The following is a 12457-nucleotide window of genomic DNA, read 5'->3' as shown; positions in this document are numbered from 1 at the left end:
GCTTCCGAACAATAACGTTCGGAAGCGTTTTTTTATAACTAAACAAATAGTTTATCGAAGATTATTTCTGCATGTTTCTGAATGCATCACCTTTCTTAGTGGTGTAATTGATCTTCAATGCATTCACTTTTCGCAGTTCTTGTTTTATATCGGAAACAAGCCCCATATTCGTTTCTTCATCAACTTTTAAAGCTGTAGTTAAAACGTTTTGAAGCTCCTCTCTTTTCTTCGCTCTTTCAGCCAGGATATAATTTGCAACGTCGGAAACATCCGCAAACTTATCATTCAGCTGAATTTTGGCTGAGGTTCCATAAGTAGACTGATAACGCTCGCTAGGTTTTCCCGCATAGATATAGATCACACGGTCTTTCTTATCGAGTTTTTGTATCTGGTCTGCATAAGGAAGCTCATTCTGAACCATAAGCGAACTATCTTTCATTACTGTTACAGTCATGAAGAAAAAGAGTAACATGAATACGATATCAGGCAAGGATGCTGTTGAAATCGCTGGCAAGTCTCCGCTTTTTTTCTTATTAAATTTTGACATAATGAAATTAGTTTTTCTTAGGTTCCGCTTCTGAAAGTTTCTGAGGATACATCTCCTGAATTCTTTCAATCTTAGGCTTTAACTCATCCTTTACCGCATCTGACGTTTTTGGATCATTAAAGTCCGCTTCCATGGTCGTGAAATCCGTGCCGTATAAACGTTCTGCCTCACGATTTCTAAGCTCATTATATGCAGCTACCAATTCATTCTGAACTGCGATATAAGTACTATACTTTGTAAGACGGTCATTTACAAGGGAGATAACTGCTTTATTCGGGTGGTCAGAAGATTCAGGATCTCTAGCCCCTTTACAGTAATCACATTTTTCACCTTTTTCTCCGGTACCTCCTCCATTGTCAAGAAACTTTACTGCAGCTGCTCTCAAATCCTTCAGCTCCATCAATTCGTTCTCAACCAGGAGTTGGTTATCCTTATTTACCTCTACGGTAAATATGTTCTTTTGTTTGATAACTACATTATCCTTTGGCGGCTCGTCAGGCGGCAACTTACGATCAAGTCCTGCATCAGTTTCAATGGTTGTTGTAACCAGGAAAAAGATAAGCAACAAGAACGCGATGTCTGCCATCGAACCAGCATTTACTTCCGGTGCTCCTCCTCTTCTCGCCATAGTATTATTTACTTAAAGGTTTTTTAAATCCTGAGATAACCATTGCCAATACCGCGATACCAGCAAGTAAATAGAAAGCCCAAAGACCGGCACCAACCCACTTAGAGGTTGCTTCAGTAACTTCGATACCTTTTCTGGACAGACCTGCAAAATCAAGATCAGATCCTGTTGAAAGCACGAAGTAACTTATTACGATCACCAAAATGAAGGCTCCAGCAGAAATAAGTGCTTTTTTAAGTTTCTCCGGATGTGTCAGTAACTGGAAGAATGACAATACGATCGTTACAAGTGCAAGAATCACGGTCATCCAAATACCCAGATTTAACATAAAGTCAACCACACTTGAAGTCTCAACTTCTCCTTCTCCGAGACGCATAAGCATCAACCAGAGGACAAGTCCGATAACTCCCAGTACGATCGCTATTATTTTAGCTATTTTGTACATAATTAATTTTATTAGGTCTTTAAACTATTATTTTTTGTGATCTACAAGAAGGTCTACCAATAAGATAGATGCATCTTCCATTTCATTTACTATACTATCGATCTTAGCGATGATATAGTTGTAGAATATCTGAAGAATAATAGCCACGATAAGACCGAATACAGTTGTCAAAAGCGCTACTTTAATATCTCCTGCAATAAGTGAAGCATCAAGTCCACCAGCAGCAGAGATCTTATCGAACGCCTGAATCATACCGATTACCGTACCCATGAACCCAAGCATAGGAGCAATCGCGATAAACAGAGACAACCAAGAAACGTTTTTCTCTAACTGACCCATTTGTACACCACCGTAAGCCACAACAGCTTTTTCAGCAGCGTCAACACCTTCGTCTACACGATCAAGACCCTGATAGTAGATAGAAGCTACAGGCCCTTTGGTGTTTCTACAAACTTCTTTAGCAGCTTCAACTCCTCCACTGTTTAGTGCATCTTCCACTTTTTGTGCAAGCTTCTTAGTGTTGGTTGTAGCCATGTTAAGATAAATAATTCTTTCGATAGCCACTGCAAGTCCGAGGATCAAACACAGTAATACGATTCCCATGAAGCCGGCACCCCCCTCGATGAAACGGGTTTTTAATTCCTGATGGAAACTTACTGATTCGGTTGCGGCAGGCTCAGCCTCATCCTGTAATGCTACTGCATCGTCAGCAGACATCATTTCTGTTGATGTTGCAGAAATCGCTGAATTTGCAACCATCGCGTTGGCAGTTGTCGTATTAAAAGCCAATAATCCAGCAATAGCCAGAATAGAGAATAGTCTTTTCATTTCTTCTAAACTTAATTTTGTTAGTTAATAGGGTTAAAGATAAAAAAAAATTGTTATTAAACGTTAAAACTACAGCAGAGAGGAAGGGATTCGAACCCTCGATACGGTTTTGCCGTATACACACTTTCCAGGCGTGCGCCTTCGACCACTCGGCCACCTCTCTTTAGCTTTAGAGCGGCAAATAACGAATTTTTTTTTAGTTGTTAAAATTTATGTAGTTAATTTTAATCCATTTCACCACGCAGTGAAGTTTCGAATATGGTTCTGAACACTTTAGGTCCGACACCACTTCCTAAAAGATACATCAATTTCGTTAAAGCAGCTTCTGTTGTAATATTTTTCCCACTGATTACACCCGCTTTTTTAAGATGTGAACTCGTCTCATAATGACCCATCATCACGCTTCCTCCGGAACATTGCGTAACATTAACCAAAAACTTCCCTGACGAAACCGCCTCTTTCACCAAATCGCTGAACCATTGGTCGGTGGGTGCATTACCGGCTCCATAGGTCTCGATGACCACCGCTTTAATATCATCGGTCATCACCATTGCTCTGACCGCCGTTTTGTTGATTCCGGGAAATAACTTCACCAATGCGATCGAAGGATCGAGATCGCGGTGTACTTTAAACTTTTTACGCCCTGACCTTAGCAGTTGATCTTCATTTACTTTCAGATGTACCCCGCTTTCAGCAAGGGGTGGAAAATTAAGGGAAGCAAATGCCTGGAAGTGATCCGCACTGATCTTTGTGGTGCGGTTTCCGCGGTATAGTTTATATTCGAAATAAAGACAAACCTCCTGGATCACAGGACGTCCGTTCTTTCTTAAAGAAGCAATTTCAATCGACGTTATCAGATTCTCCTTGGCATCGGTCCTGATATCTCCGATAGGTAATTGTGAGCCGGTAAAGATCACAGGCTTACCAAGATTTTCCAGCATAAAGCTCATCGCAGAAGCCGTATAACTCATCGTATCACTGCCATGCAATACCACAAATCCATCAAAATCTGAATAGGAATCCTCTATGATATCGGCGATACGAATCCAGTGCTCCGGATTCATATTTGATGAATCCATGGGAGTTTCAAAAGAAACGGTCTGAATCTCACAATCTAAATGTGATAATTCAGGAATACGATTGAGCAATTCATCAAAATTAAACGCCTTAAGGGCTCCCGTTTCATAATCCTTGATCATTCCGATAGTACCACCGGTATAGACAAGGAGTATCTTACTTCTGTACTTGTTCATCACTAAACTTGTTGATCACCGGATTGGCATACATCAACAGAAAATTCTTAAGCTCGATCTCATGATCATCCTCAACTCTTCTCTTGATCCGTCTTTCAAATTGGCGCTGTTCCTTTTCGTCATATTCTGCCTCAAATTCTTTAGTACCATTCAACAGGTCATAAGCGAAATAATTTGAAGGCCATAACTTATAGTTCTTATGTATGATGTGATCGATTTCTTCCGCCAGCATTTGAAACTGCCGGTTCACAGGCTCTCCGGAATCACGGATCACATCGAGTTCCGCATCAAGCACATCACCGGCACTCATATGTATTCTACGCTTCCTTCCGGTGGCTCCCTTCAATATTGTATTAAAATCTTCATTATTAGACTTCACATATTCCACATCATAATGCTTCGCCATCAACTCTGGCATCTTCAACACATCGGTCGGATCAAATTCATAGGAAATAGATACCGGTACGATCTTTAATTTTTTAAAATAATCCATCACCTCTTCATCTCTACCCTTTGCCAACGCGATCATTTTAAGCACCCCTTGCTGGGTTCGGTCATTACCATCTTTAGTTCGCCCTTCACGCTGAGCGATCCAGACAGATCTGGAACGATTCAGAATGAGATCTCCGATATAAGACGATACCAGCTTTGAACTTTGCAACATCTCCCGCGGACCCAAATTGCGCAGAATTAAAAAATTCCTGTTTAATTTGGATAATGCGAGCAAAAAAGGCTTCCCGACAAGATTGTCACCGATAGCCGAAGCAGTCATGATAAGATCATGGTCATAAAGCGCAACATTCAGCAAGGAGGTATCTAATATAATATCCCGGTGATTGGAGATAAAAAGATAAGGCACTCCCGGCTCGAGCTTTTCAAATCCACTGGTTGTAAATCCTTCCGAACTCCTTTCGAGAACCATTTGAACACTTTTATAGATCACTCTGGTCTGAAAGTCCCTGATCGAATGACAAGACTCAACGATCTTTTTGATCTCTGCCATCGGTTTATCCGGGAAGGTAAACTGTAGAAGCGCCATGATCATGGGATGTCGGCTGATTGCCTGCAGGGCATCATTTACCTCATCATCATGATAGGGCCTTATATCGTCTATTTGTATCAATGATTAAGTTATTTAAGTACAAAAGAACAAAAAAACACTTAGTTTCACATTAAATTATCTTAAACCCCGAAAACTAACCGTGAATTTTCTGTGGTAATCGCCGCGAGTTCTTCCGGAGTTAATTGATAGATTCCTGCCAATTTATCCAGCACATAGGTCAAATACGCCGTTTCATTTCGCTTTCCTCTAAATGGTGCCGGAGCCAGATAAGGAGAATCTGTTTCAAGCACAATATGCTTCGTATCTATATTTCCGAGGAATTGATCGATCTTTCCATTTTTAAAGGTAACCACCCCACCAATACCCAGCAACATATTGTAGGAGATCGCCCGATGCGCCTGCTCCTCATTACCTGTAAAACAATGGAATATCCCCCTTAACTTAGCATCCTTTTCAGACTCCAGAATGTCAAATACCTCTTCAAAAGCGTCCCGACAGTGAATAACGATCGGGAGGTCATACGATTTAGCTATTCGTATCTGCTCACGAAAAGCCTCCTGCTGTTCTTTCAAAAAGGTCTTATCCCAGTAGAGATCGATCCCGATCTCACCTATCGCCACAAACTTACGCGTCTCAAGCTGCTTCCTGATTAGATCGAGCTCCTCCCGATAGTTTTCCTTTACATGAGTCGGATGCAAACCCGCCATAAGGAATACATGCTCCGGATAGGCTTCTTCCAATGCATACATCGATGCCACATAAGTAGAGTCGATCGCCGGAATAAAAAATCGTTTTATATTCAGATCCAGTGCACGTTGTATCATCGTGTCACGATCTTCCTCAAATGCCTCACTATATAAATGTGTATGGGTATCAGTTAAAATCATGGCACAAAAATAAGGGTTAATCAGCTATATTTGCCAAAACATATAAGTGAACATGCAAAGTCTGAAGAAACTCCTGAAATCGAAAGGTTATGAATCCACGCCACTCACGCTTACCAAAACGAATCATTTCGAAGTTCGTGGTAGCATCAACGGGATCGAAGGCAGGTTTATTCTCGATACCGGCGCATCGAGCACTTGTATCGGACTTGACTGTATAGATCATTTCAATCTCACATCGGAAGATTCAGAGATCAAAGCCACAGGAGCAGGCGCCTCCAATATGCTTACTCAGGTTTCGAAAAAGAATATGATCGAGATCGGCAACTGGTCGGTCAAAAAGATCAAGCTGGTTTTGTTCGACCTTACCCACGTCAATGCCGCGCTTACTGAACACGACGCACTACCTGTTCATGGTATCATCGGTGCAGATATATTACGAAAAGGAAAAGCGGTAATCGACTATAACAAAAAGATGCTTCATCTTAAAGGTTAATTATACGATCACCTGCTATTTGGTTTAGAATTACCGGTGTCGATTAATCTTCTGGTCCACTGGCGCACTGGAATCCCGATAGCTATCCGGGAGACGATCCTGCTCCCGAATTATCAGGACAACTTCGGTGAAGGAGGAGTGTTTCACGAGAAATCGGCAGCCCTACCTTGAAGCAACAGCTAACATCATTACCAAACTGAAAACAGATAACCGCCATACAGCTTTACGATGTCACCGTATACGAGCTCACTATTCCTTACACCGATTACTCTAAAAAGGGTCTTTTTCCCCTAACACAACCATTAAGGTTTTAGGAAATTTACAATCCATTTATAAAACCCAATCAGATGAGATCTTCTACAGAACAGGATATTAAGAACAAAGATTATTTTGGTTTAGCGGCTCTGATTATCACTCTTGCTCTTTTCACAATATTACTGAATCTCTTTCTAGTCATTCGACTGTAAGTCCCCAGGATCTCATGAACAACCAAAAAGCCCGAAGTCCATTACTGTCCTTCGGGCTTTTTATTATGCTATGTTCTCGTTAATCAGAGCTCTAGCGCCTTTTTAACATCATAATTCATCAATAATTCAGCTGGATTCTCCAAAGCCTCTTTAACAGCCACCAGGAATCCTACCGACTCTCTACCATCGATAATTCGGTGGTCATAAGAAAGGGCCACATACATCACAGGTCTGATTTCCACTTTCCCATTTACGGCTACCGGACGCTCAACAATGTTGTGCATTCCGAGAATTGCGCTTTGAGGAGGGTTGATTATAGGCGTAGAAAGCATCGATCCGAAAACACCTCCATTGGTGATCGTGAACGTACCACCTGTCATTTCATCTACTGTGATCTCACCTTCACGAGCTCTTATCGCCAGCCTCTTGATCTCCGCTTCAACACCACGGAAACTCAGATTCTCAGCATTACGCACTACAGGAACCATAAGTCCTTTTGGCCCGGAAACTGCAATACTGATATCACAGTAATCGAAAGAGATCATTTCTTTCTCGTCGATCATTGAGTTCACTGCAGGATAAAGCTCCAATGCTCTTGTTACCGCTTTGGTAAAGAAACTCATAAACCCGAGTCCTACCCCATGTTTCGCTTTGAACTGATCTTTATACTGATTTCTTAATTCGAAGATCGGACTCATATCTACTTCGTTAAAAGTAGTTAGCATCGCTGTCTCATTCTTTACACTTACAAGACGCTCAGCAACCTTTCTTCGCAACATGGAAAGCTTAGAACGCGATTCACCACGAGCACCTCCACTTGGAGTACCCATTGAAGGAACAGCCTTAACAGCATCCTCCTTAGTGATTCTTCCGTCTTTCCCGGTTCCTTTGACCTGATTGGTTTCCATTCCTTTTTCAGCAAGTATCTTTTTCGCTGCAGGACTGGCCGCACCACTGGCATAGGTTTCTTTAGCCGGCGCAGGAGCTTCCGCTTTTGCCGGTTTAGCTTCAGGAGCCGGAGCTTCCGATTTTTCTTCAGTTTTTGCTGATGCCCCCTCTGGTTTGGCAGCGCTGGTATCGATCAGACAAACCACCTCACCAACAGCAACAGCATCTCCAACCTCCGCCTTCAGGGTAATGATACCACTGGCTTCTGCAGGAAGTTCTAGTGTTGCCTTATCAGAATCAACTTCAGCGATAGCCTGATCCTTTTCTACATAATCTCCGTCTTCAACAAGCCATTCTGCTATTTCAACTTCGGTAATGGATTCTCCCGGTGAGGGAACTTTCATTTCTAAAACCATTGTATGTATATTTATTCTTTTTTATTATTTGGTTGTAAGGAAAACAGTTACAAATATATCTATATTCCTATTTGGATTTACGTTGCATATTATCTTTTGTCTTATCAAAGACATATTCAATCACCTGTTCATGGCGACGTTTAGATCTTGTCGAACTACCTGCAGCTGGGGCAGCATAAAATCTTCTCGATGCCACACGGAACGTACGCGCCTCTTCAAGATGCAACAGGAAGTGACTCCATGCACCCATATTGCGCGGCTCTTCCTGCGCCCAGACTACTTCTTCAGCATTGCTGTATTTAGCGATCACCTCTCTGATCTCTTTGGCAGGTATCGGGAATAATTGCTCAATACGTACCAACGCCACATCATCACGACCTTTATCTTCCTTAGCAGCCAGAAGATCATAGTAGAACTTACCGGTACAGAAAACCAACGACTTCACCTTCTTAACATCTGCTTCAGCATCATCGATCACACGCTGGAAACTACCCTCTGCCAAATCTGCAACTGTAGAAACCACCTTCGGATGCCTCAACAAACTTTTTGGTGTAAAGATCACCATAGGTTTACGGTAATCAGCCTTCATCTGCCTTCTTAACAAATGATAAAGGTTAGCCGGAGTGGTACAATCCGCCACGAACATATTATCCTTTGCACAAAGTTGAAGGTATCGCTCCATTCTTGCTGAGGAATGCTCTGCACCCTGACCTTCGTAACCATGAGGCAACAACATCACGAGTCCGTTCTGCAATTTCCACTTGTCTTCTGCCGCGGAAATATACTGATCGATCATGATCTGCGCTCCGTTACTGAAATCTCCAAACTGTGCTTCCCATATCGTGAGCGTATTCGGACTTGCCATGGCATAGCCATAATCGAATCCTACGACACCGTACTCGGAGAGCAGCGAGTTATAAATATCAAAATGGCCGTTTTGATTTTCGCCTAGTTCATTAAGCAGCACCACTTCTTCTTCCGAATCTTCAACTTTAATCACCGCATGACGGTGGGAGAAAGTACCGCGTTCAACATCCTGACCAGACATACGCACGTTATAACCCTCGGCAAGCAAAGAACCATAAGCAAGTAACTCACCCATCGCCCAATCCAGTTTATCGGTCTCGAAGAACATTTTATTACGTTCCCCGATCAATCTTTCGATCTTGCGAAGGAATTTTTTACCCTCCGGAAGTTCAGTGATGGATTTCGCGATCTCCGTAAGTTTATCTTTCTCAAAAGTAGTATCGATATCTTCCAGCATCTTATCTTCCAGAGCTGGTGTAAACCCACTCCACTCATCCTTCATGAAGGGAGTAATCACCGTTGTCTCTTCTTTCCTGGAATCTTCCAGTTCCTCTTCAAGAGTAGCCTTATAATCATCTTCAAGTTGTTTCACATAACTCTCATCGATCACGCCTTCACCGATCAGTTTTTCCGCATAGATATCGCGCGGACTCTTATGTTTAGCGATGGCTTTGTAGAGTTTAGGCTGGGTAAACCTTGGCTCATCCCCTTCGTTATGTCCGTATTTACGATAACCCAGCAGGTCGATAAATACATCGCGCTGGAAACGCATACGATATTCGAGTGCAAACAGCGAAGCATGAACTACCGCCTCTGCATCATCAGCATTTACATGAAGTACCGGAGAAAGGGTTACTTTCCCAACGTCGGTACAATAGGTTGAAGAACGTGCATCCAGATAGTTTGTAGTAAATCCGATTTGGTTATTCACCACGATATGGATGGTTCCACCGGTTCTGTAACCGTCCAGTCTGGCCATTTGCACCACTTCGTAAGCGATACCCTGACCCGCGATTGCTGCATCTCCATGAACAACGATAGGCAACACCTTCGAAAAATCGTCACCATAGTGCCTGTCTTGTTTCGCACGGGTAATTCCTTCCACAACCGCACCCACTGTTTCCAGGTGGGATGGGTTAGGAGCGATATTCATGTTGATCTTATTCCCGTTGTCGGTAACACGATCACTGGTCCAACCAAGGTGATATTTAACGTCACCATCGAAGATATCCATCTCATAATCCTTACCATCGAATTCACTGAAGATATCTTTGGCACTCTTTCCAAAAATATTGGTAAGTACGTTAAGACGTCCACGGTGAGCCATTCCCATCACGAACTGTTGCACACCCTTTCCGGCTGCATGTTCAACGATAGCGTCAAGCGCCGGGATCAGTGATTCATTACCTTCAAGAGAGAATCGTTTTTGACCTACGTATTTCGTATGAAGAAAGGTTTCAAAGGAAATAGCCTCATTCAGCTTCTTAAGAATATGCTTCTTGTGAGGCACATCAAAACGAGGGTGATTATCATTTACGTTCAGCCAATCCTGAATCCAGTTTACCTTTTCAGGGTCTCTGATATACATATATTCCACACCGATCGAATCACAATAAATAGACTCGAGGTGTTTCACGATCTCGGTAAGTGTAGAAGGTCCTATCCCAAGGATCTCACCCGCATTGAATACGGTTTCAAGGTCTCCTTTGTTCAGACCGAAGTTTTCCAACGCCAGCGTAGGCGAGTACTGTCTTCTTTCCCTAACGGGATTCGTTTTTGTGAAAAGGTGCCCACGACTTCTGTATCCGTCGATGAGTCGTACCACCTGAAATTCCTTGTGCACATCCTGAGAGATCTCGATCTTTTCTCCTGTAGCAGGCACCTCTACTGTAAAGGTTCCATTCTCAGAAGGCTGGTGAAAATCACCATCAGCTGCGCTTTCCATTCCAAAATCAAAACCCTGAAAAAAAGCTCTCCAGCTTGGTTCCACACTATCAGGATTGATTAGGTATTGGTCATATAACTCCGCAAAAAAAGCGGTGTGGGCCGCATTTAAAAAGGAATATTTATCCATGTTATTATTTCAGTGCCTTTAGGGGGCAAAATTTTAATACAAAAGTACAATAAATAAGAAAATTGCTAGCTGATTTTAGTATATTTATAAGTTAAAACCATCACTTATGAAGATTTACAACATAACTTTCTTAAAATGGTATCTTCCTCTCATTTTATTTTTTTCTACCACGTTTTTTTTACAAGCCCAAAATTATGCACCTCAGCCATCCCGTATTCATTTCGGAGGTAATATCGGGTTGGGTTTTGGTGATGGCTTTTTCAGTGGCACAATCGCTCCTAGTGCTATTTATCAATTCAACCCCCAGTTTGCAGCAGGAGCCGGACTGAATTTCACCTGGGCTAACCAACGTGACTTCTATAAATCCACCATTATGGGTGGGAGTCTGATCGGGATCTACACCCCGATACGGGAACTGCAATTATCGGGTGAATTCGAAGAGCTGTATGTACAGCGAAATTACGATTCACAATTCTTTGCCGATGAAGATTACTGGTATCCGGCTTTGTTTCTGGGCGCAGGTTATAACACCGGACCCATCACGGTAGGAATACGCTATGATGTGCTTTATGATGAAGACAAAAGCATCTATGGTAATGCCTGGATGCCGTTCATTAGAGTTTACTTCTGATCACTGATATTTATAACGAAACCAAACCTTTTGCCACTCACGTTTGAGAATCAGCAATACCACTGCCTCAGAGAGTTTCAGGATATCAGACCCGTCGAGTTCCTTCACCTTAGCTTCAGAGACATCGATGATATAGAGAAGATTCAGATAATCAGCAAATCTTTGATTGATGAGATTGAACACGGTTTCATGCAATAATTGCTTGAGTGTTACCGGATGAATATCCTCTTCATAATCTGCTTCAAGATTCGCAAATTTAAAATCTTTGTTTAATTGGCGTATCAGATCACGGTAGAGTTTCTTTTCCTCTGCCAGTGATAATAATTCATAGATACCGGTCACCTCTTCCATTGACTTATAAAGACTTCCGCCCATTATTTTAACTTTATCCGAGATTCGTTCTGCTTGACGAACGCCTCCCAGCCTGTGTATTGTTTTCCCATTTCGGGCTTTCCGCTATTATAGTGATGGCAAACCGCTACCGCCAACCCGTCGGTAGCATCAAGATTCTTAGGAATCTCCTTTAGTCCGACCAGACTTTGCAACATTTTTGCAACCTGCTCCTTGCTCGCACTTCCCTTACCTGTAATTGCCATCTTGATCTTTCTGGGAGAATATTCAGTAATGGGGATATCCCGTGACAATCCCGCTGCCATTGCCACTCCCTGTGCCCGGCCCAGTTTCAACATCGACTGAACATTTTTTCCGAAAAAAGGAGCCTCAATCGCAATCTCATCCGGATGATAACTATCGATAAGTCCAATCGTGTGCTCAAAGATCTTACGAAGCTTCACATAATGATCAATATACTTCTTCAGGATCAGCTCATCCAATTGAATGAGTTGCATTTTCTGACCAACGCAACGGATGAGTCCGAACCCCATGATGGTAGTTCCCGGATCGATCCCTAAGATTATCTTCTCCTGTTTCAAAGGCAAGGTATTTATTCTGATAAGGCAATAGTGCAAATCTACATATTAATTGAGAATTGTGAATTATGGCCATTCTGTTAAAATCTTCAATGTTACTG

The 12457-nt window shown here is 42.3% G+C and carries 13 protein-coding genes and 1 tRNA gene; 2 read left to right on the top strand and 12 right to left on the bottom strand.

Going from position 1 to position 12457, the window contains the following annotated elements:
* Positions 1-61: 61 nt before the first annotated feature.
* From DMZ48_RS03685 to DMZ48_RS03650, 8 genes are all read right to left on the bottom strand, one after another.
* Positions 62-547 carry an ExbD/TolR family protein gene (locus DMZ48_RS03685; RefSeq protein ID WP_143953734.1) on the bottom strand — a complete coding sequence of 162 codons (486 nt, stop codon included), beginning with the start codon at positions 545-547 and terminating at the stop codon, positions 62-64.
* A 7-nt stretch (positions 548-554) separates the two neighbouring features.
* Positions 555-1175: an ExbD/TolR family protein gene (locus tag DMZ48_RS03680; RefSeq protein ID WP_143953733.1), complete on the bottom strand. Its 621-nt coding sequence runs from the start codon at positions 1173-1175 to the stop codon at positions 555-557.
* A 4-nt stretch (positions 1176-1179) separates the two neighbouring features.
* Entirely contained in the window at positions 1180-1620 is a 441-nt protein-coding gene (locus DMZ48_RS03675; protein ID WP_143953732.1) for a hypothetical protein, read from the bottom strand.
* 27 nt (positions 1621-1647) lie between these two features.
* Positions 1648-2448: a MotA/TolQ/ExbB proton channel family protein gene (locus DMZ48_RS03670; protein ID WP_143953731.1), complete on the bottom strand. Its 801-nt coding sequence runs from the start codon at positions 2446-2448 to the stop codon at positions 1648-1650.
* 75 nt (positions 2449-2523) lie between these two features.
* Positions 2524-2611 (bottom strand) — tRNA-Ser (locus DMZ48_RS03665).
* 61 nt (positions 2612-2672) lie between these two features.
* The gene (locus tag DMZ48_RS03660) at positions 2673-3701 is read right to left on the bottom strand and encodes an asparaginase (RefSeq protein WP_143953730.1); all 1029 of its coding nucleotides are present in this window, start codon (positions 3699-3701) and stop codon (positions 2673-2675) included.
* Positions 3682-4824, bottom strand: coding sequence for a 1-acyl-sn-glycerol-3-phosphate acyltransferase (locus DMZ48_RS03655; protein ID WP_143953729.1), 1143 nt, complete (start codon positions 4822-4824; stop codon positions 3682-3684). The genes DMZ48_RS03660 and DMZ48_RS03655 overlap by 20 nt, the downstream gene beginning before the upstream one ends.
* A 59-nt stretch (positions 4825-4883) precedes the next feature.
* The gene (locus DMZ48_RS03650; RefSeq protein WP_143953728.1) at positions 4884-5651 is read right to left on the bottom strand and encodes a TatD family hydrolase; all 768 of its coding nucleotides are present in this window, start codon (positions 5649-5651) and stop codon (positions 4884-4886) included.
* A 52-nt stretch (positions 5652-5703) separates the two neighbouring features.
* Here DMZ48_RS03650 and DMZ48_RS03645 point away from each other — a divergent pair, with 52 nt between their 5' ends.
* The gene (locus DMZ48_RS03645) at positions 5704-6144 is read left to right on the top strand and encodes a retropepsin-like aspartic protease family protein (protein ID WP_143953727.1); all 441 of its coding nucleotides are present in this window, start codon (positions 5704-5706) and stop codon (positions 6142-6144) included.
* 550 nt (positions 6145-6694) lie between these two features.
* Here the strand turns inward: DMZ48_RS03645 and odhB are convergent.
* Together odhB and DMZ48_RS03635 are read right to left on the bottom strand one after the other, a co-directional pair.
* Positions 6695-7915, bottom strand: coding sequence for a 2-oxoglutarate dehydrogenase complex dihydrolipoyllysine-residue succinyltransferase (gene odhB, locus DMZ48_RS03640; RefSeq protein WP_143953726.1), 1221 nt, complete (start codon positions 7913-7915; stop codon positions 6695-6697).
* 67 nt (positions 7916-7982) lie between these two features.
* Positions 7983-10796 carry a 2-oxoglutarate dehydrogenase E1 component gene (locus tag DMZ48_RS03635; RefSeq protein ID WP_143953725.1) on the bottom strand — a complete coding sequence of 938 codons (2814 nt, stop codon included), beginning with the start codon at positions 10794-10796 and terminating at the stop codon, positions 7983-7985.
* Between the two features lie 106 nt (positions 10797-10902).
* On the opposite strand from DMZ48_RS03635, the gene DMZ48_RS03630 reads away from it, so the two are divergent.
* Positions 10903-11427: an alpha-ketoglutarate decarboxylase gene (locus DMZ48_RS03630; protein WP_143953724.1), complete on the top strand. Its 525-nt coding sequence runs from the start codon at positions 10903-10905 to the stop codon at positions 11425-11427.
* On the opposite strand, the gene DMZ48_RS03625 is transcribed toward DMZ48_RS03630, so the two are convergent.
* Both DMZ48_RS03625 and ruvC read right to left on the bottom strand, forming a co-directional pair.
* Positions 11428-11802 carry a hypothetical protein gene (locus DMZ48_RS03625; RefSeq protein ID WP_242009094.1) on the bottom strand — a complete coding sequence of 125 codons (375 nt, stop codon included), beginning with the start codon at positions 11800-11802 and terminating at the stop codon, positions 11428-11430.
* Positions 11802-12359 carry a crossover junction endodeoxyribonuclease RuvC gene (gene ruvC, locus DMZ48_RS03620; RefSeq protein ID WP_143953723.1) on the bottom strand — a complete coding sequence of 186 codons (558 nt, stop codon included), beginning with the start codon at positions 12357-12359 and terminating at the stop codon, positions 11802-11804. The genes DMZ48_RS03625 and ruvC overlap by 1 nt, the downstream gene beginning before the upstream one ends.
* Positions 12360-12457 lie beyond the last annotated feature (98 nt).

It is taken from the genome of Robertkochia solimangrovi (assembly GCF_007279655.1).
Lineage (GTDB): Bacteria > Bacteroidota > Bacteroidia > Flavobacteriales > Flavobacteriaceae > Robertkochia > Robertkochia solimangrovi.
The sequence above is the reverse complement of the archived record's forward strand: the minus strand, read 5'-3'. Positions and strand labels throughout refer to the sequence as shown.